Source organism: Micromonospora rubida (assembly GCF_009908295.1).
GTDB classification, from domain to species: Bacteria; Actinomycetota; Actinomycetes; order Mycobacteriales; family Micromonosporaceae; genus Micromonospora; species Micromonospora rubida.
Genome location: NZ_JAAALO010000001.1, coordinates 633,151 through 651,731 on the forward strand (window position 1 = coordinate 633,151; position 18,581 = coordinate 651,731).

The following is an 18,581-nucleotide window of genomic DNA, read 5'->3' on the forward strand; positions in this document are numbered from 1 at the left end:
CAACAGCGAGCCCGAACTGGGCGAGATCACCCCGTTACGCCGTGCCATCGACTGAACGGTTCGCGGGCCGCTGGCAGTCCGTCAGGTGGTGGTGAGCAGGCCGACCGGGAGGTGTGATGCGTGGTCGTGAGGAATCACCGAATGAGGTGACGAGTCTGCTGCGTCGGATCACTGGGGAGCGAGGCCCCGTGGCGATGCTCGACGCTGAGGCACTGCGGTCGGTGGGTCTCCCTGCGGATGCCGTCGACGACACCGGAATGCTCCTGCCGCACCTGGCGCAACACGCGATCCGGGCAGCTATTGGTGGCACAGTGCGGGCTGATGCCGACAGCCTGCCTTCGTTCATCGACCTTTGGGACCGGATTCTGTGTTCCGCGCCCCGGAGCGGCTCCGACTGGGCGAACGCTGTGGCGGGCTTCGGCGCGGCGATGCAGGCCAGGTTCAACCGGACTGGAGTGCCGGACGAGTTGGCCGTGGCGGTGGAGGCGCACCGCGTCGCCCTGGGCGCCACGAGCGCTGACCAAGCCAGCCGAGCAACGTGCTGGCTGAATCTGGGGCGGGCGTTACACACCAGGTTCCGCCTGTCCGCGTCGGGCGCCGACTTGGACGAGGCAATTCACGCCACGGAGTCAGCAATCGCGGCTGCCCAGCGGGGCGGGCCGGTGCGGACGATCGCTCTCCAGAACCTCAACATGATGTCACGCGACCGTTACGAGAAAACCGGGGACATCGCGGATCTGGACCGGGCGGTGGACGCCGGCTTCTCGGCGCTGAACGCGGTCTCCCCTGGTCATCCTGACCGGGCGGCGCATCTACAGAACTTGGGCATCAGTCTGCGCGCCCGGTATGCGCACACCGGGGCGGCACGCGATCTGGACGCGGCCGTCGAGGCGCTCGGCGAGGCCGTGGGCCTGGCGAGCGAGGCCGCCGAGTCAGGCGCGTACCTGTCGAGCCACGGCGCAGCCCTGCTCGCGCGGTTCAACCGGGCGGGGCGGATGACCGACTTGGACGCGGCGGTGGAGCTCTCCCGCCGAGCCACGGCCACAGCCTCTCTCGACAACCCCGATCAGGCGGTGTACTTCCTGAACCTGTGCGCGGCATTGCTCACCCGGTTTCGCTCGACCGGTTCGGTGGACGACCTCGATGAGTCCGTGGCCGCCGCTGCCCAGGGCGTCGCGGCCACCGGCCTCGGCCACCCCTGTTACGCCAACACGCTGTGGAACTTCGGCTCCTGCCTGTCGGCGCGGTTCGACTTCCTCCAAGACCCGGAGGACATCGATCTGGCCGTGGGAATTCACCGCGAGGCCATGGCAGCCACTCCGGAAGGCCATCCTGACCGGGCATCGCGCCTCTCAATTCTTGGCACGTCGTTGCACGCCCAGGCGAAAAAGGACGACCGACCCGACGCGCTGCACGAAGTGGTGGACATCTTCCGCCAAGCCGTGGCCGCGACCCCGATCAGCCACCCCGAGCGGGTAGGACGACTGGACAGGCTCGGCAGCGCACTGGCGAGCCGGTTCGAGCACACCGGGGCCGCGCCCGACCTGGACGAGGCCGCAGCAGTCCTCCGGGAGGCGGTGGCCACCGCCCCAGTCGACCATCCTGACCGCACCAGGTGGCTGGCCAACCTGGGTCTCGCGTTGTGGCGACGCTACCGCCACTACGGTCACCAGGAAGACCTCGACAACGCCGCGAAAGCGTCTGCCGAGGCTACCCGGGTGCTTTCCGCACCGCCGATTGAGCGGATCAAAGCCGCCCGGATCGCCGCGACCGTCGCTGAGCAGAACAACGACCTCGCTGATGCGGCCGATCTGCTGGAGGCTGCGGTCAGGTCGCTGCCCGAGTTGGTTCCTCGCCGCCTTCCCCGCCCCGACCAGCAGGCCCGGCTCGCCGCCGTCGCAGGCTTGGCCAACCGGGCCGCCGCAGCGGCATTGGCGAGCCCGGCTACGCCCGTGTCCCACCGTGCCGCGCGAGCGATGGCCCTTCTGGAGGCCGGGCGCGCAATACTGCTCAGTCAGAGCCTGGAGACCCGCGGCGACCTCACCGATCTGCGCGCCATCCGACCGGACCTGGCGACACGGTTCGCCGAGCTGACGGATCGCCTCGACCAGCACACCGCCCAGCGGGTACACACCGACCCGGTGGCGGGCCGCACCAAGTCGGTCTCCGAACGGTTCGTGATCATGTCTGAGGTTGCGGGCCGCCCCGATTCGGCCCGCGCGGGCGACGCGGCCGACCGGATTCGGTTGGCCGAGGAGTTGGCCGAGGCCATCCGCCACATCCGCGAGGTGGACGGGTTCGCGAGCTTCGGCCTGCCCCCGGACGCCGGGGAGTTGCTGGCGGAGGCCGCACACGGGCCACTCGTGGCCTTCACCGTCACTGCCGACCGCGGCAACGCCTTGATCGTCACCGACGACCGGGTCGAGTGCGTGGAGCTGCCCGGATTGACCACGGAGGTGCTCGCCGATCGGGTCAGCGCCTTCCACCGTGCTCTCCGGAGAGCCACCAGAAGCCCCAGCACCCGAGACCTGCGGCCAGTCGCAACCACAACAGATCGTCAAGCTGATCTGCGGGCCGTCCTCGAATGGCTGTGGGACAGCGTGACCGGGCCGGTGCTGGACCACCTGGGGTTGCGCCGCACCCCGTCGGAGAACGCCCGCCGGTGGCCGCGCATCTGGTGGATTCCCTGCGGCCAACTCGCCCTACTGCCCCTCCACGCAGCCGGTCACCACGCTGACCCGGCGACGCCGACGCGCCGCGCCGTCCTGGACCGCGTCATATCCTCGTACACGTCCACCGTCGGCGCTCTGCGGCACGCCCGCCGGTCCCCCGCCACGGCACGCCCGCCCCAACGCTCGCTCGTCGTCGCCATGCCCACCACACCCGGCCTGCGCGGTGGCGGAAAACTCCCGCATGTCCGCGTAGAAGTCGATGTCGTCGCCTCCCTGCTCCCCGACCCCCTCGTCCTGAGCGCGCCACCCGACCCGGCGGACGCCGTGCCCGGACCCGCCCTCCCCACCGCACGCCGGGTCCTCGACGAACTGCCGTCCAGCGCGATCGCGCACTTTGCCTGCCACGGGATGCACCATCCGACCGAGCCCGCAGCCAGCACGCTCCTGTTGTACGACCACGCGGAGGCGCCGTTGACGGTGGCGCACCTGGCCCCGGTCGCCCTCGACCGCGCCCAGTTGGCCTACCTGTCGGCGTGCGAAACCGCACTGAACAAAGTCGAGCGCTTCCTCGACGAGGCCATCCACCTTGCGGCCGCGTTCCAACTCGCGGGCTTTCCCCACGTCATCGGCACCCTCTGGGCGGTCGACGACGAGTTCGCCGCCGTCATCGCCAGCCGCTTCTACCGCGGCCTCCACGACCAGCACACCGCCACCGTCACCGTCGGCGACGCCGCGCGCGTCCTGCACGAGGTCGTCCGCGACCTGCGGGACGAATCCCCCGACACGCCCTCGCTGTGGGCCGCCCACCTGCACTTCGGGCCGTGAGCGGGGCTGTCTCGCTAGCGGCTCTCCGGCAGCCCGAGGCCAACACGGTCTCGATCGTGACAGGCTCATCGAAGGGGATCCGTCAGTCCCCGGGGGCGCTGTCGGGGGCGCTGCGGGCCGCCCACCGGCGCAGCAGGTCGATGCCCTCGTCGAGCCGGCCGTGCTCGGTCAGCAGCGTGACCAGCAGCGACAGGGAGCGCCGACTGCCCTGGTCGACGGCCCTGCGGAGCAGGTCGATCGCCTCGTCCGGGCGACCGGCGGCGGCCAACAGGGCGGCCAGTTCGTCGTACGCCCGCACGTCGCCGTGGTCGGCTGCGACCCGCCAGTACCGCTCGGCCTCGTCGGTCTGCCCCCGCTCGGCCAGCAGGGCGGCCAGGCGGGCCGCAGCGTGCCAGTCGCCGTGGTCGGCGCGTAGCCGCAGCTCGTCGGTGTGCCCCCGGTCGGCCAGCAGGTCGACCAGGACCAGGCCGGCGCCCATCGCGCCGGAGTCCCCGGAGTCGGCGAGGTCGCGAAGATACCCGGTGGGGTCGGGCACGGGGGTCAGCCCGGTGGCCTCCGACCCGAAGAACCGGCTGCCGCCGAACTCGTGGCGCAGCCGGTCGTCCAGGTCGTCGGCCAGCGCGATCATGGCGCGCACGGCCAGCAGCAGGTGGGTGGGGACGAAGTCCTGCCCGAAGACGGGGATCGACGCCCAGACCGTCCCGCCGGTGCAGTAGATCCGGCCGACGACCAGCCCGTTGGTCAGGTCGAACAGCCGCTGGTAGAGCGTCTCCGTCTGCTCGACGCCGGTGAGCAGCGGCGAGAAGACGTCCACCAGGGGCGGGTCGTCCTGGGCGCGTACGAAGATCATGGCGGAGCCGGCGCGGATGCCCACGTCGCCGTCGGCGTCGACCCGGAGCTGGTCGGCGGTGACGCCGAGGACGGTGGCCAGGATCTCCTTCACCCGCTCCGTCAGCTTGCCGTCGCCGGCGTGCTGATCGGCCGGCCCCGCCACCGTGGGGCGGCGCGGGGCGGTGACCGGCCGGGCCGCCAGCGCGGCGGCCAACCTGGTGCGCCGGGGCACCGGGGTGGCGGTGGCGGTGACGGCCGGCCGGGCCGCCAGCCCGGCGACCAGGCGGCTCCACAGGGTGTCACGCGCCGTCATCGTGCTCACCGTCCGGGCCGGCGGCGGGCGGACCTGCCGGCGGCTCCACCATCCGGATCTGGTCGAACATCTTGGCGATCACCAACGGCGCGGCCACCCCGAAGGTGAAGCTGGCGAACGCGGTCTCCGCCAGGCCACCCGCACCAGCCGCAGCGGCCAGGCCGGTGCCGGCCACCGCCCGCAGCAGGACGGCGAAGACGATGATCGGCCGGTCCCGCCGGTCCTGCCACGGCCACTGCCACCGCCCCTTGGACTCGGTGGTCGGGCGCATCATGCCGTAGAGGTTCAGTGCCTCGGCGACGGCGCTGCCGACCATTCCCCACATCGCGGCCATCCATAGAGACACGTCCCTACCCTAGCGATCGAGAGATTTACCACCCGCGCCGCCCTCCGCGCGGATGTCGACGTTATCGCCGACGGTAACCGGACGGCACAAGCCACCGTCCATCCGGGACGGGTGAGGGCCGGCGGCCTGCCGGGCGCACGGGCGATGAACGCGGCCGCCGGCCACGGCCGCGGTCAGCGCCCTGCCGACGCCGCCGACGCGAGCGGCGCGCGTGGTGGCGCCGCAGCCCGGCCCGTAAGGGACGGGACGGGCTGGCTTCCCTATGATCCGGGTATGGCTTTGCTGCACCGGGCGGAGATCCGCCCCACCAAGCTCGAACTCCTGGAGACCTGGCTTCCCGGGCGCCCGTGGTTCCGTGGGGAGGTAGACGTCGTCGTGGAGCGGGTCGCCGCGTACCGCTTCGACGACCCCGCCGGCGAGGTGGGGATCGAGACCATGCTGGTCCGGGCCGGTGCCGGGCCGATCTACCAGGTGCCGCTGACCTACCGGGGCGCGCCGCTGGACGGTGCCGGATCATGGCTCGTCGGCACCTGCGAGCACTCGGTGCTGGGCCGGCGCTGGGTGTACGACGCCTGCGGCGACCCGGTGTACGCCGCGGCCCTGGCCGGGGCGATCCTCGCCGGCACCGGCCAGGCGGAGGAATACTTCGAGGTGGACGGCCGGCGTGAGCACCGGGTGCCCAGCATGGGGATCGCCGCCGACGGCGCGGGGCGATTCGACGTCCCGAAGGTCGGCGTGGTCGACCGGGTCGAGGACGGCGACCCGACCCACATCGTCACCGACTCCGTCGAACTGTCCGTGGTCCGGCTGGTCGGTGGCAACACCGGGCTGTACGGGGCCCGGCTGACCGGCACATGGGACGGGCAGCCGGCACCGCTGCCGCTGGCGTACGCGGCGCCGCGCTGACGCCTGGCCGGCGAACCGGAACCTCCGCCCGAAACCGGAATTGACCGCCGGAAATTCCCGGCCCTACGCTCGGAGCCCGCCTTCGGCCTGACCGTGCCCGAGGGCGCGTACTGGATCCCGATGGACCAGCCGCCGGCGCGGTCGGGGTGCCGGCCCGCACGCTGATCCCCGAGCTGGACCGTGCCGGGCGAGTTCTCCACAATCAGCGAACGATCGTGGAGTCCCACGCGGCCGGGGGCGGGGCGGGAGGCAAGGCATTGACCGGGAGCGCCGACGCTGGCTTTGACGCAGGCGTTAGTGTCGTCGCCGACCTGCGGGGGGGGGATACCTGCTCGGCCCCCTTTGCTCTGCTGCCTCCTGTGCAACGCACGCGGAGCGTGACCGACGGTTCCTGCCGTCCGCCCGTGCCGGCCCGCGATGTGAAGCAGCTGCGCGGTGCTGGTGTTGCGGTGACGGCAGCAGAGCAAAGGGACGAGTTGGCATGACCCGCCCGGCACCTCAGCCTGCGGAACGGCTGGCTCGTCGGCGCGAGGGAGTCACCGCCACTCGTTGACCGCGACATCGCCGGCGAGGGGGTGGCAGATCCGGTCGGGGCTTTCCTACTGGTGATCGAAGACCCACGACAGAAACTGGCTGGATGCACCGCTCCAAGACACGTGCAGTGCCTCCCGAGCTCGGGTGCTGGCGACGAAGAGCAGGCAGCGTTCCCGGAGCATGTCGCTGTCGTGCTGGAGCTGATCGACCTCACTCGGCGTGACTTCCTTGGTGAAGGGAACAGCCTTGGCCGTCACGCCCACCACCGCGACGCAGCGGAACTCCAGCCCTTTCATCGCGTGCATGGTGGCGAGGCGTACCCCGTTGACGTCCGCGCCGGGCTGGTCGCGCACCCGCACGGCGGAAATCCCGGCCCCGGTCAGCTCGTCCTGCACGCTGCCGAGGACGGTGTTGAACCGCGCGCAGACGGCGATCTCGCTCGGCCGGACGCCCTGTTCCAGCCACTCCCCCACCCGCTTGACGAGCGCTGCCGTCTCGGCCTGCGGCGTCGGATAGCCCTGCGTGTGCGGCCGCTTGCCGTGCAGCAGTGACCGGTACCCGGTAAGGCTGTCGTCGCCATCGCCACCGAGGTCCTCGACCCGCGCTCCGACGAGCACGCCGGTGGCCCAGGTCAGGATCTCCTCGGTGCTGCGGTAGTTGACGCGCAGCCGGCTGCTGCGCCCCGCGACGGAGATGCCGAGCGCGGTGAGCGACACCCGGGAGTCGTAGATCCGCTGGTGCGGGTCACCGGTGATGAACAGGTCGTCGGGGCCGGGCGGCACCGCCGCGCGCAGCACGCGCCACTGCGCGGGGTGCAGGTCCTGTGCCTCGTCCACGACGACGTGGTCGAACCCGTGGGCGGCGAGGTCCGCGCCGTCGAGCAGCCGCGCCGCCCGCGCGCACACCTGCAGGTGCGTGGCGGTGCCGGCCGCCGTCAGCTCGGCAGAGAACATCTCCACGGCGTCCCACACCCGGTCGCGCTGCCGTGGGCCCAGCGCCGAGCCCCGGCCACGCCGGCTGACCTCCCGGTACGCCTCCCGGCCCCGCACGTCCTGGGCGAGGATCACGTGGCGGTACTCCTGGGCGAGGAACTGCTCGGTCCACGGCAGGTCCAGCCGTCGACACACCCGCCGCCAGACCTGCCGCTCATCGGCGTCCCCGATCGGGGCCGGCACGCGGCCGGCGAGGCCGCGCACGGTCCGGTTCGCGTAGGCGTTGACCGTGGTCACGTCCACCCGCGTCAACTGTTTCTCGTCGTCGAGGAGCAGCGCCAGGTTCTCGCGCAGGGTGGCGGCCAGGGCGTTGGTGTACGTGGTGAGCAGCACCCGGCTGTCGGGCGAGCGGGCGAGCAGGTGCTTGACCCGGTGCAGGGCCACCACCGTCTTGCCCGTGCCGGGGCCCCCCGTCACCTGCGCCGGCCCGTTGTAGGAGACCCGGTACGCGACGCGCCGCTGCGACGGGTGGAGGAATACCCGCCAGGCGGCGAACGGCTTGTCGAGGATCTCGGCCAGCTCGTCGGGCCGGGTCACCAGCGTGATGCGGCTGGTGGTGTTCGCGATCGCCATCGCCAGGCTCTCGCTCGGTTCGGAGGTGGCGTCGACCGGCCGGCGCTGGGTGACGAGGTCGCGGTAGACCGCCTCCGGCGAGAAGCCCTCGGCGAGATACTGCAACACCTCGAACTGGTCCTCGGGCAGCAGCGTGCCGAACGCCTCCAACTGCGGCTTGTCGATGATCGTCCGTACGGCCCGCAGCACCTGGTCGTCGATGCCCAGGTCACGCAGCACCGTGTCGGAGTGGCGGGCGAAGAGCAGCGTCGGCGCCCGCGCCGCAGCCTTCTCCAGCGCGGGCATGAGCTGCTCGATGGCGACGGCGTTGCGGACCTCCAGCGCCCGCGTCGCCGTGTTGACGGTGGCCACGCTGCGGCAGGCCGATTGCCGCACTGTGCGGGGCTGTGGACACTACGAACCTACGAACCTACGAATCGGAACTCTGGCTCTCGGATGTCCACAGTGATCGTCACGCCGTTCGTCGACCGAAACGTGGCTTGCCCACCGCCAACCGCGATCTCGTTGAACGGGTTGGAGAGGGTCAGATGGACAACCCAGACGAGCTGCCTTGCCGCGTCCAGACGTGCGAACCATCCGGCGGACCCGTGGTATGTGCACTCACCGCAGCACAAGTAGCCCTGACCCGCGTCGAGGTCGACCGTCTGAAAAGTGCCGAACCAGGTCGTCGCCTCGGGCTCCTCGCGTAGTTCCTCCTCCGCGTCGAATTCCTCGGCGATTCGCAGTCCCGCAGGGGCGGACGGGTCCTCGTCCAGTTCGAACGCGTGGCCGTCGGCGTAGTAGACGGCGTCCCAGTTCGGGATCTCGCCCTGAGCCCACATCCGGATGATCACACTCACTGCTCGCCTCCTCCACCCTGCCGGGCTTCCCGCTCCGCCCGCTCCCTGGCCCGCTTCCGCTCGCGCGCGAGCCTTGGGATTCACATAGGTGTCGGACGGTATCTCGCCGTACTTCTCTTGCTTGTGGAAGCGGCGCGTTCGTAGGCCAGGGTGAGTTCGGCGAGGACGCCGTCGGCGGGGTGCGGACGGCCTTCGAGGTGCGTGGCGCGGAGTTCGTCCATGAACCTCTCCCACATCTCAGGGCCGCCGTCGGCGAGAAGCTGGGCGCGGATCGACAGCTCGGGTGATGTCGGGAGCCATCGGGAGCCCCAGGCGCCGAGATGGGCCATGAGCGGAACGAGTTCGATCGCCGCCTCGGTGAGCCGGTAGTCGATCTTCTGTCGGTGGCTCGGGTCACCGTGCCGACTGAGCAGGCCCGCGTCCACGAGCTTCGACAGGCGGCTGGCGAGGATGTTCGACGCGATGCCTTCGATCGAGTTCGTGAGCAGCTCACGGAAGTGCCGGTGGCCGCCGAACATGACGTCCCGCAGCACGACCAGGCTCCATCGGTCGCCCAGCAGCTCGACGGTCAGGTTGATGGGGCACCCCGATTTCCCCTCGGGCACGGGCAGGCGACCGACCCCTACTGGTTGCGACATGCCACCAGCGTAGTATGGTGCAACCGGTTGCACGTTGCAATCGGAAGTTGCTCGTCAGGTCCCAAGGAGAAGACATGCCGCAGCTGTTGAGGGTGCAGAGCTTCACCGTGTCGCGTGACGGGTTCGGCACCGGGGAGGGGCAGAGCCTGGAGCGGCCCTTCGGCCACGTCGACCCCGGTTCCCTGTTCTCCTGGCGCACCGCTACCGCCAGCTTCATGTACGGCACCGAACCCGGCGGCACCCGCGGCCTGGACGACTACCTGGCCCGCGACTACGACCACAACTTCGGGGCGGAGATCATGGGCCGCAACAAGTTCGGCCCCCAGCGCGGCCCCTGGGAGAACCACGAATGGCAGGGCTGGTGGGGGGACAACCCGCCGTTCCACACGCCGGTCTTTGTGCTCACCCATCACGAACGCCCGTCGTTCACCCTGGCCGACACCACCTTCCATTTCCTCGATGCGTCCCCGGCCGAGGCGCTGGCGCGCGCGAAGGAGGCCGCCGCCGGTCGGGACGTACGCCTCGGTGGTGGGGTTGCCACGATCCGCGAGTTCATCGAGGCCGACCTGGTCGACACGATGCACATCGTCGTGGCGCCCGTCGACCACGGTCGAGGCGAGCGACTGTGGGAGAGCCACACCGATCTTCTCGACCGCTTCCACCTCGAGTCGGTGCCGAGCCCCAGCGGAGTCACGCACCTCCTGTTCTGGAGACGATGACCACCGACCCGCGCGATCGCACCAGCCCGGCCGATCTGCTCCGGTGCCGCCGGAGGGACCGAACCGGGCCGGTGCCGCCCACAGGTCGGCTCAGCCGTGGTGGACCTCCTCCATGACCTTGACGATCAGCCGTCGGGACTCCTCCTCGTCCAGGGCCAGCGCGTCGAGGCTGGCCCAGACCCCCTCGTACGCAGCCAGCTCCGCCGGCCGGTCGAGGTACAGCGCGCCGGTCAACGACTCGCGGTAGACGACCGACAGTTCGGGATCGACGCGCATGCCGAGCGGGAAGTCGAGCAGCACGAACGACCCCGACACGTCCCCGGCGTGCAGGCCGGCGGCGAGCGGCACCACCCGGACCGAGACGTGCGGCAGCCGGCCCGCCTCCGCCAGGTGCCCGAGCTGTTCCGCCATCGTCGCCGCGCCGCCCACCACCCGCAGCAGCGCCGCCTCGGAGAGCACCGCCTCGAACCGGGGCGGCCGGGGCAGCCGCCGCCGGAGCAGGGCCCGCCGTTTCAGCCGTACGTCGATCAGGCGCTCCCGCTCCTCGGCGGGCGTCCCGGGGCGGCGCGGGCCGGCGGCCGACACGTACGCCCGGGTCTGCAACAAGGCGGGGACCAGCGCCTCGGCGTGCTCGCGGAGCCGGCACGCGGCGGACTCTAGGCCCGCGTACAGGTCAAACCAGTCGGAGACCGCGCCACCGTACGCGTGCCACCAGCCCTTCTCCCGCGTCTCCCCCGCCAGGGCGGTCAGCGCGCCGGTCAGCTCGGGCCTCGCCCGGTACAGCTCGCACATGGCCCGCACGTCGACGGCGCGCGACGAACCGTTGCCGCTCTCGATCCGCCACACCTTCTGCCGGCTGCACTGCAACGCCTCGCCAACGGCGTCCAGCGTCATGCACGCCTCGGTGCGCAGGTCCCGCAACGCCCGCCCGAGCTGCCGGCGCGGCACGGTCGACCCCAGGTCCTCAGTCATCGGAGCTCCCCTTGATGCCCTCGGTCAGACGGCTTCGCCCGGTACCGCTCCGCGCGCTGGTTCGGCCCAGGGGCCGCCCGCCGCCGCTCGGGCCACTCGTAGACGATCGCGCCGTCGCACCGCGAGGTCTCCACCTCATCGGGTACGACGCCCTCGACCGTCTCCCGCCGCCAGCGCCCCGACACGTCCCCGTCCGGCACCACCTGCCCGGTCAGGTCGACCGCGACCTTCCCTGGCCGCAGGAACCACTTCCACCACCTGCCCATGAACCCTCCCGTTCTCGTTGCGTCTTGCATCGACTCAAGAGTGAACAGGTGAACAGCCTACCCGCTCAGGTTCGGATGAAGAGAGCATCCGCACAGAGAACACATGTTCAGTTCGCCTGCTTCTACCGTGACCGCGTGGGAAAGCTTCGGCTGGTGGCGAGCCAAGAGGTGCAGGAGATGCTCGGCGTCTCCCGGACGCGCGCCTACCAGATCACCAACTCGAAGACCTTCCCCGACCCGGCGGCCGTCCTGTCGGTCGGACGGATCTGGCTCGCCGAGGACGTGGAGCGGTGGATCAAGGACCACCGGCCGGACCTCCAGGACCGGGAAGCCTAGCCAGGACAACCCGTCCAAGCTCGACCTGCGCCGTCGCGCACCGCCAGATTTCCAACCCATCGGGTAGGACGCACTTGACCACCTCCCGCCGGCAGCACCCCACCGGGCACCACCTGGCACGCGAGTCAGCCCCGATCACCCGTAGCCGCAAGAATCACCTCCACCGCCCTCTCGCTGGCCCGGCTTGAGCGTAGCACTCCTATAAAGCCTGTAAAGATAGGCTGGGGATGCTTTACATGTTCATCAAAGCGACTGCTTTGCTGACCTCATGCCGTACGCCCAGCCGCTCTGGCGACAGATCAGAGATGACCTGCGCGCGAAGATCAAGGCCGGCATCTACCCGCCAGGGAGCAAACTTCCCTCCGCGCGCCTCCTGGCCGAGGAGTACGACACAAGCCACATGACTATCCGACGCGCCCTCGACTCCATGATCGAGCTTGGCGAGCTGGTCGGCCGCATGGGCATCGGCGTCTTCGTGGCCGACACCTCGGGGCAGAACCCGTAGGACGTTTGCTCTCACCATGGCCGCGTGGGGAAGCTTCGGCTGGTGGCGAGCCAGGAAGTACAGGAGATGCTCGGCGTCTCCCGGACGCGCGCCTACCAGATCACCAACTCGAAGACCTTCCCCGACCCGGCGGCCGTCCTGTCGGTCGGACGGATCTGGCTCACCGAGGACGTGGAGCGGTGGATCAAGGACCACCGACCGGACCTCCAGGACCAGAAAGCCTAGCCAGGACACCCCGTCCACCCGCGCCATCGCACCGCAAGATCTCCATTCCATCGGGTAGGACGCCCTCGACCGCCCGCCGTTGGTAGCGCCCCGGCACGCCCGGCAAGCCAGTCGGCCGTCAGCTCCGTCAGCGCGCCGTCCCACTCGGCGGCCTTTCGGACTGCCGGCTCGAAGGCTCACAGCCGCTGCGCCGGTCACCCGCCGATCCGGCAGCAGCATCTGCGGCGAACACCCCGCTCACGGCGGCAGTAAGCACCTCAAACGGGCGTTCTTCCTCGCTGCGTTCGCCGCCCCATCAGCCGCGCTACGACGACCGCAAACGCGCCCAGGGCAACCGCGTCCGATGAATCGCGATTCTTGGACAGTTATCGTCCACTGTCGACGGAAACTGTCCAAGATTCGGGGGCGGTACCGCACGCGACAGGGGCGGGGCGGCGTTCGGCGCGAGGTGGTGGTGCGGCGTCGCGGCACCAGCATTGACGCCGGCCCGGGGCGTCGGGAGGGGAAACGGTAGCGTCGCAACGACGACCGGCTCCGCCCCGCCCATCGCCGCTTGACGAAACCCATAGGGAAACCCCAAGCAGGGCCGCCGCCAGACCGTCAGTGGTGCCAGGAGCGCCAGAGAGCGGCGTACGTCCCGTCGGCGCGGACCAGCTCGTCGTGGCTGCCCAGCTCGGTGATCCGGCCGTCCTCCAGCACCGCGACCCGGTCCGCGTCGTGCGCGGTGTTGAGCCGGTGCGCGATGGCGATGACGGTCCGCCCGGTAAGTACCGCCGCGAGGGCGCGCTCGGTGCGCCGGGCGGTGGTCGGGTCCATCGCGGCGGTCGCCTCGTCGAGGATCAGCGTGTGCGGGTCGGCGAGCACCAGCCGGGCCAGCGCGAGCTGCTGGGCCTCGGCCGCGCCGAGTTGCCGGGCGCCGTCGCCGAGCGGGGTGTCGAGGCCGTCGGGCAGGTCGGCGTACCAGTCCGCGCCCACGTCGACCAGCGCGGAGCGCATCCGCTCGTCGGAGACGTCGGGCGCGGCGAAGGCGAGGTTGTCGCGGACCGAGCCGATGAAGACGTGGTGTTCCTGGGTGACCAGGGCGATCCGGCGACGCCGCTCGGCCGGGTCCAGGTCGGTGACCCGGCAGCCGCCGATGCTCACCTCACCCTCGCGGGGGGCGTCGATGCCGGCGAACAGCCGGGCCAGGGTGGACTTCCCCGCCCCCGACGGGCCGACGACGGCCAGCCGCTCGCCGGGGCGTACCTCCAGGTCGATGCCGTGCAGGACGTCGCGGCCGTCGGCGTACGAGAAGCGCACCCCGCGCGCGACGAGCCGCTGCCCCCGCGGCGGGGTGACCGTGCCGGGCGGCTCCGGCGGCACCTGGCCGACGCCGAGCACCCGGGCGTACGACGCGATGCCGCGCTGTGCCTGCTCGGTCCACATCAGGATGCGGTCCAGTGGGTCGATGGCCTGTTGCAGGTAGAGCGCGGCGGCGATCACCTCCCCCAGCGACACCGTCCCCCGGGACAGCAGATAGCCGCCGACGAGCAGCACCGCGGCGACCGGCAGCGGATAGCTGGCCTCCACCACCGTGAAGAACACCGTCCGCAGCGCGAGGGTCGCCCGCCGGGTGCCCCAGAGCCGGGCGATGCGGTCGGTGCCGTGCCCGATCCGCTCGTCGGTCAGCCGCAGCGCCTCCACGGTGCGGGCACCCTCGGCGGTGGTGGTCAGCGTTTCGGTCAGCTCGGCGGTGGCGGCCCCCTCGGCGAGGTACGCGGGACTGGCCCGGCGCAGGTACCAGCGGGTCACCGCCCAGATCGACGGCAGCCCGGCCAGCGCCACCAGGCCGAGCAGCGGGTGCAGCAGGAAGATCGCCCCGAACAGCAGCGCCAGCTGCGCCGACGCGATGACCATGGTGGGCACGACGTCGCGGACGGTGGTCCCGACGGTCGACACGTCGACCGAGCTGCGGGTCGCCAGGTCCCCGGAGCCGACCCGCTCGACGACGGAGACGGGCAGGGCGAGGGTACGCCGGACGAACTCCTCGCGCAGCCGCGCGACGGCCCGCTCCCCGAACCGGTGGCCGGCATACTGGGCGTACCGGGAGATCAGCGCCTGCGCCAGCACGCAGCCGACGATCGCCAGCGCCAGCCGGTCCACGGTGGCCACGCCGGTGCCCGCGCCGACCTGGTCCACGATGCGGCCGAGCAGCCACGGCGCGGCGAGCCCGGCGACCGTGGCGGCGACGTGCAGCGCCAGCACGACGGCGACCGCCCGCCGGTCCCGGCCGACGAGGTCCACCGTGGCCCGGCGTACGGCGGCCCGGTCCGCCACCGGCAGCCCGCTCATCGCAGCACCCCCTCGACTCCGGCGGACGGGTCGAGGTCGGCGGCGTCGCCGTCCCGGGCCACCAGCGCCCGGTAGCCACGGTCGCGGTCGAGCAGCTCGGCGTGGGTGCCGGTGGCGACGATCCGGCCGGCGCGCAGGTGGGCGACGGTGTCGGCGTGACCGAGCAGCAGCGGCGAGGTGGTGAGCAGGATCGTGGTCCGGCCGGCTCGCGCCGCCCGCAGCCGCTCGGCGATCCGCGCCTCCGTGTGCGCGTCCACGGCGGACGTCGGGTCGATCAGGATCAGCACCTCCGGCTCGGCGAGCAGCGCCCGGGCCAGCCGGACCCGTTGCCGCTGGCCGCCGGAGAGCGTGCGGGCGCGGGTGCCGAGCGGGGTGTCGAGGCCGTCCGGCAGCGCGTCGACGACCTCTTCGGCCGACGCCGCCCGCAGGCCCGCCGTCAGCCGCGCGTCGTCGTCGGCGTGCGCCGGGTGTTCGTCGCCCCGGCCGCCGCCACCGCCCAGCCGGACCCGGTCGCCGGCTCCCCCGGCCCGGCCGCCGAGCCTGCCGCCCCGGTCGCCGGCTGGCCCGGCCTGGTCGTCGAGCCTGCCGCCCCGGTCGCCGGCTGGCCCGGCCTGGTCGTCGAGCCTGCCGGCCCGGGGCCCGACCCGCCCGCCCCGCAGGACGTCGCGCAGTGTGCCGGCGAAGAGGTAGGAGTCGTGATCGGCGACCAGGATCCGCGCCCGCACGTCGTCGAGCGGGATCGCGGCCAGCGGCACGCCGCCCCACGTGACGTCGCCGGGGACGTACCGGCCGAGCCGGTCGGCGAGCGCGTCGGCCTCGCCGGGGTCGGTAGCGGCGACGCCGACCAGCCGGCCGGCCGGAACGGTGAGCCCGGTGGCCGGGTCGTGCAGGTCGCCGGGCCGGCCCGGGGCGGCCCGGATCCCGGGCGGGCGGACGGGCGGCACGGTGGCCGGCGGGCCGCCCTCGGGCCGGGCTGCCGGCTCGTCGGCCCGCCGCGCTTCACCAGCCCGGCGCGGCTCGACGGACTCGCGTGGGCCGGCGGACTCGCGTGGGCCGCCCGCGTCGTCGGGAACCAGGGTGAGCAGGGCGACGATCCGGCCGGCGGTGACCCGGCCCCGGATCAGCTGATAGCTGCCCTCCAGCAGGAACCAGACCGGCACGATGAGGGTCGCCACGTAACCGTAGACGGCGACCAGTTGCCCGATGGTGATGTCGCCAGTCACCGCCATCCGGGCGGCGAGCCACACCACGGCCGCGAGGAACAGCCCCGGGATGGCGACCGCCAGCGCGTCGATCCAGCTGTTGACGGCTCCGACCCGGTAGCCCTCGGCCAGCAGGCCCCGGGACCTGGAGGCGTACCGGCGGGCGAACAGGCCCCGGCCGCCGACCCCGGCGAGGACCCGCAGCCCGGCCACGATGTCGCCGGCCTGGGTGGTGAGCTCGCCCTGCTGCTGGCGGTAGACCGACTCGGCCCGTTCGAGGCGGCGTAGCAGCGGCCCGACGACGAGCGCGATGGCCGGCACGCCCAGCAGCACACACACCGCGAGCAGCGGGGACACCGACCACAGCACGACGGCGATGACCGCGTACGCGACGACCGCGCCCACCCCCGGCCCGGTCAGCGTCAGCACCTGCGAGGTGTGGCTGATGTCGGAGCCGCCGACGGTGGCCACCTCCCCGGCGGCGAGCCGGCGCGGCAGCACCGCGCCGATCCGGGCGAGCTGGCGCAGCAGGACCGCCGCCGAGCGGGCCGTCGCGTCCTCCCGGATGAAGGTCATCGTGCGGTGCCGCATGATGCCGAGCCAGGCCAGGAGCGCGCCCGCGAGGACGATCGCCGCGACCCAGAGCAGCAGCGCGGCGTCGTCGCCGGCGCGCAGCCCGTCGTCGACGGCGCGGGAGATCAGGTACGGCCGGACCGACAGCCCGATCATCCAGGCCGTGCCGAACAGGCTGCCGCGCAGCACCCGCCAGGGCTGGCAGCGGACCAGCCACCAGATGTACCTCAGCGGCCCTCTCGTGTCCGGAACGCCGGGGTCAGGGTGGGGAATCTGCGGCGGCACCCGCCCACGCTACCCACCGACCCCGCCGCATGCAGGCCCATTTCCGCGCGGCGCGGTCAGGTGGTCGGCGTGGTGAGGAGGTAGTCGTCCGCGTCCGCGCTCCACTCCAGCCGGACCGCCCCGCTGGTGGCGGCTGCCTTGCAGAACTGGAGGAAGCCGCGGTAGCCGAGCTTCTTCTCGCTGAAGTCGGGCCGGACCCGACGCAGCTGGTTCTTCAGCCCGGACAGGGCCACCGCCCCGTCGGCCCCGGCCAGGTCCTGGACCACGGAGCGCACCAGCGCGAACGCCACCTCCTGGTCGCCGTGCTCGGGCAGGGACACCTCGGGATCGCCCTTGGCCGGGCCCTCCGCCAGCTCGACCACCCGCTGCGCGGCGAGGTGCCGCAGCAACTCGCCGAAGGTGCGGAACCCGTAGTCGGACTCGCTGAAGGTGGGGTCCTTGCGCAGCAGGGTGCGCTTGAGCGTCGAGGCGGTCACCTCACCGCCGGAGCTGCCCTGGAGGCCGGCGACGGTCTGGGCCACCAGGACGGCGAGGGTGTCCGCGTCGCGGGCCGACTCCTCGGCCGTCGGCTGCGGCTCGGGCTCGGGTTCGCGCTCCGGCGCACGCTCGCGCTCCTGCTCCACCGGCGGCGCCTCGGCGTGGGGCAGCCGGGCCGGTCGGCCGCGCCGGCCGCGCGTCGGCGGGGCGTCGACGCCTTCGAGACGGTCGTAGTAGAGGAACTCGTCGCACGCGGGCGGCAGCAGCGCCGAGGTGGACTTCTCCACGCCCACGCCGATGACGCGCTTGTTCAGCTCGCGCAGCTTGTGCACCAGCGGGGTGAAGTCGCTGTCGCCGGTGCAGATCACGAACGTCGAGACGTACGCGCGCTCGAAGGCCAACTCGACGGCGTCGACGGCCATCTTGATGTCGGCGGCGTTCTTGCGGGAGGCGCCCATCCGCTGGGGCATCTCGATGAGCTCGACGTGGGAGCGGGTGAGCATCCGGCGGTCCTCGTCGAAGTACGACCAGTCGGCGTACGCCCGCCGCACGACCACCCGACCGCGCTCGGCGAGGGCGTCGGCGATGGGACGCAGGTCGAACGCCATGCCGCCGAGGTGTTCGCGCGCCCCCAGGGCGAGGTTCTCGTAGTCGAGGAACAGGGCGATCCGGTCTTCTTGATCCACGGCCGCCAGCCTACGCCGGGGACACCGGCCTACCAGCCCGTACGTGCCGTGGCGGGTAGGGCGGATCAGTCGATCTATAGTTCCGTCAGCCAGGCCCGCCGTTCCCGCTCGGTGTGGTCCGGGCCCTGCGGGGGCCGGTCGCCGTGCGCCCTCCAACCGCGCGAGGCCGGTCCGCCGCACGTCTTCCAGGGCCACCACTCGTACGAAGCCGATGACCATAGGTAATGGTCGCCTCATCGCCGGAGCAGGGTGTCTCGGTGTATTTGCCGAGGTCGGCATCCTCGTCCGCCAGACGGCCCCACACCTCGTCCTGCTCCAGGGTGGCAAGGATCGTCTCCTGCTCCTCGCACGACCAGTTCTCCTCCCGCTTCGAAACACCCCCCGCGCCCACGACGAGCAGCGCCAACACGGCGGCAAAGACGCAGATCTTACGACGGCGACCTCGGCTACAAGGGCGAGCCGACCACAATCACGGTCGCGTTCAAGAAACCCCACAACGGCAACTGCGCCGCCGCCGTCCATCAGCAGTTCAACA

Annotated in this window: 16 protein-coding genes and 1 pseudogene; 7 read left to right on the forward strand and 10 right to left on the reverse strand. The window is 72.0% G+C overall.

The window, feature by feature from the left end:
* Window positions 1–194 precede the first annotated feature (194 nt).
* Window positions 195–3,497, forward strand: coding sequence for a CHAT domain-containing protein (locus GVV04_RS02710; RefSeq protein ID WP_235965659.1), 3,303 nt, complete (start codon window positions 195–197; stop codon window positions 3,495–3,497).
* Window positions 3,498–3,579: 82 nt separating this feature from the next.
* On the opposite strand, the gene GVV04_RS34255 is transcribed toward GVV04_RS02710, so the two are convergent.
* Together GVV04_RS34255 and GVV04_RS02720 are read right to left on the reverse strand one after the other, a co-directional pair.
* Complete coding sequence (locus GVV04_RS34255; protein WP_161684123.1) at window positions 3,580–4,641, reverse strand: T3SS (YopN, CesT) and YbjN peptide-binding chaperone 1; 1,062 nt, start codon at window positions 4,639–4,641, stop codon at window positions 3,580–3,582.
* The gene (locus GVV04_RS02720; protein ID WP_161684124.1) at window positions 4,628–4,987 is read right to left on the reverse strand and encodes a hypothetical protein; all 360 of its coding nucleotides are present in this window, start codon (window positions 4,985–4,987) and stop codon (window positions 4,628–4,630) included. Before GVV04_RS02720 ends, GVV04_RS34255 begins: the two co-directional genes overlap by 14 nt.
* 273 nt (window positions 4,988–5,260) lie before the next feature.
* Here GVV04_RS02720 and GVV04_RS02725 point away from each other — a divergent pair, with 273 nt between their 5' ends.
* The gene (locus GVV04_RS02725; RefSeq protein ID WP_161684125.1) at window positions 5,261–5,893 is read left to right on the forward strand and encodes a CG0192-related protein; all 633 of its coding nucleotides are present in this window, start codon (window positions 5,261–5,263) and stop codon (window positions 5,891–5,893) included.
* 599 nt (window positions 5,894–6,492) lie between these two features.
* On the opposite strand, the gene GVV04_RS02730 is transcribed toward GVV04_RS02725, so the two are convergent.
* From GVV04_RS02730 to GVV04_RS02740, 3 genes are all read right to left on the reverse strand, one after another.
* Window positions 6,493–8,343 carry a UvrD-helicase domain-containing protein gene (locus tag GVV04_RS02730; protein WP_201752797.1) on the reverse strand — a complete coding sequence of 617 codons (1,851 nt, stop codon included), beginning with the start codon at window positions 8,341–8,343 and terminating at the stop codon, window positions 6,493–6,495.
* A gap of 50 nt (window positions 8,344–8,393) precedes the next feature.
* On the reverse strand, window positions 8,394–8,831 hold the full coding sequence (locus tag GVV04_RS02735; protein ID WP_161684126.1) for a hypothetical protein: 438 nt from the start codon (window positions 8,829–8,831) through the stop codon (window positions 8,394–8,396).
* A gap of 80 nt (window positions 8,832–8,911) precedes the next feature.
* Window positions 8,912–9,469 (reverse strand): winged helix-turn-helix transcriptional regulator, encoded by a 558-nt coding sequence (locus GVV04_RS02740; protein ID WP_161684127.1) that lies wholly within the window; start codon window positions 9,467–9,469, stop codon window positions 8,912–8,914.
* Between the two features lie 74 nt (window positions 9,470–9,543).
* On the opposite strand from GVV04_RS02740, the gene GVV04_RS02745 reads away from it, so the two are divergent.
* Complete coding sequence (locus GVV04_RS02745) at window positions 9,544–10,188, forward strand: dihydrofolate reductase family protein (protein ID WP_161684128.1); 645 nt, start codon at window positions 9,544–9,546, stop codon at window positions 10,186–10,188.
* A gap of 90 nt (window positions 10,189–10,278) precedes the next feature.
* Here the strand turns inward: GVV04_RS02745 and GVV04_RS02750 are convergent, their stop codons facing one another.
* Together GVV04_RS02750 and GVV04_RS02755 are read right to left on the reverse strand one after the other, a co-directional pair.
* Window positions 10,279–11,160: a helix-turn-helix domain-containing protein gene (locus GVV04_RS02750; RefSeq protein WP_161684129.1), complete on the reverse strand. Its 882-nt coding sequence runs from the start codon at window positions 11,158–11,160 to the stop codon at window positions 10,279–10,281.
* The gene (locus tag GVV04_RS02755) at window positions 11,157–11,426 is read right to left on the reverse strand and encodes a hypothetical protein (RefSeq protein WP_161684130.1); all 270 of its coding nucleotides are present in this window, start codon (window positions 11,424–11,426) and stop codon (window positions 11,157–11,159) included. Before GVV04_RS02755 ends, GVV04_RS02750 begins: the two co-directional genes overlap by 4 nt.
* A gap of 135 nt (window positions 11,427–11,561) precedes the next feature.
* On the opposite strand from GVV04_RS02755, the gene GVV04_RS32700 reads away from it, so the two are divergent.
* From GVV04_RS32700 to GVV04_RS34690, 4 genes and pseudogenes are all read left to right on the forward strand, one after another.
* On the forward strand, window positions 11,562–11,762 hold the full coding sequence (locus GVV04_RS32700) for a helix-turn-helix transcriptional regulator (RefSeq protein ID WP_328822166.1): 201 nt from the start codon (window positions 11,562–11,564) through the stop codon (window positions 11,760–11,762).
* A 268-nt stretch (window positions 11,763–12,030) separates the two neighbouring features.
* Window positions 12,031–12,267, forward strand: coding sequence for a GntR family transcriptional regulator (locus GVV04_RS02765; RefSeq protein ID WP_161684132.1), 237 nt, complete (start codon window positions 12,031–12,033; stop codon window positions 12,265–12,267).
* Window positions 12,268–12,291: 24 nt separating this feature from the next.
* On the forward strand, window positions 12,292–12,492 hold the full coding sequence (locus GVV04_RS02770) for a helix-turn-helix transcriptional regulator (RefSeq protein WP_328822167.1): 201 nt from the start codon (window positions 12,292–12,294) through the stop codon (window positions 12,490–12,492).
* 187 nt (window positions 12,493–12,679) lie between these two features.
* Window positions 12,680–12,821, forward strand: a pseudogene (locus GVV04_RS34690) (transposase); the annotation flags it as partial.
* A 271-nt stretch (window positions 12,822–13,092) separates the two neighbouring features.
* Here the strand turns inward: GVV04_RS34690 and GVV04_RS02780 are convergent.
* The 3 genes from GVV04_RS02780 to GVV04_RS02790 are packed head-to-tail and all read right to left on the reverse strand — an operon-like array spanning window position 13,093 to window position 18,046.
* Window positions 13,093–14,823 (reverse strand): ABC transporter ATP-binding protein, encoded by a 1,731-nt coding sequence (locus GVV04_RS02780; protein WP_161684133.1) that lies wholly within the window; start codon window positions 14,821–14,823, stop codon window positions 13,093–13,095.
* Window positions 14,820–16,883: an ABC transporter ATP-binding protein gene (locus GVV04_RS02785; protein ID WP_161684134.1), complete on the reverse strand. Its 2,064-nt coding sequence runs from the start codon at window positions 16,881–16,883 to the stop codon at window positions 14,820–14,822. The genes GVV04_RS02780 and GVV04_RS02785 overlap by 4 nt, the downstream gene beginning before the upstream one ends.
* Window positions 16,884–16,939: 56 nt before the next feature.
* On the reverse strand, window positions 16,940–18,046 hold the full coding sequence (locus GVV04_RS02790) for an NYN domain-containing protein (protein WP_161684135.1): 1,107 nt from the start codon (window positions 18,044–18,046) through the stop codon (window positions 16,940–16,942).
* Window positions 18,047–18,581: the final 535 nt, after the last annotated feature.

Excerpts from the sequence above, each read along its gene's own strand:
- GVV04_RS02710 (WP_235965659.1), top strand. The coding sequence starts at position 195 with ATGCTCGACGCTGAGGCACTGCGGTCGGTGGGTCTCCCTGCGGATGCC.
- GVV04_RS34255 (WP_161684123.1), bottom strand. The coding sequence starts at position 4,641 with ATGACGGCGCGTGACACCCTGTGGAGCCGCCTGGTCGCCGGGCTGGCG.
- GVV04_RS02725 (WP_161684125.1), top strand. The coding sequence starts at position 5,261 with ATGGCTTTGCTGCACCGGGCGGAGATCCGCCCCACCAAGCTCGAACTC.
- GVV04_RS02740 (WP_161684127.1), bottom strand. The coding sequence starts at position 9,469 with ATGTCGCAACCAGTAGGGGTCGGTCGCCTGCCCGTGCCCGAGGGGAAA.
- GVV04_RS02745 (WP_161684128.1), top strand. The coding sequence starts at position 9,544 with ATGCCGCAGCTGTTGAGGGTGCAGAGCTTCACCGTGTCGCGTGACGGG.
- GVV04_RS02750 (WP_161684129.1), bottom strand. The coding sequence starts at position 11,160 with ATGACTGAGGACCTGGGGTCGACCGTGCCGCGCCGGCAGCTCGGGCGG.
- GVV04_RS02755 (WP_161684130.1), bottom strand. The coding sequence starts at position 11,426 with ATGGGCAGGTGGTGGAAGTGGTTCCTGCGGCCAGGGAAGGTCGCGGTC.
- GVV04_RS02765 (WP_161684132.1), top strand. The coding sequence starts at position 12,031 with ATGCCGTACGCCCAGCCGCTCTGGCGACAGATCAGAGATGACCTGCGC.
- GVV04_RS02780 (WP_161684133.1), bottom strand. The coding sequence starts at position 14,823 with ATGAGCGGGCTGCCGGTGGCGGACCGGGCCGCCGTACGCCGGGCCACG.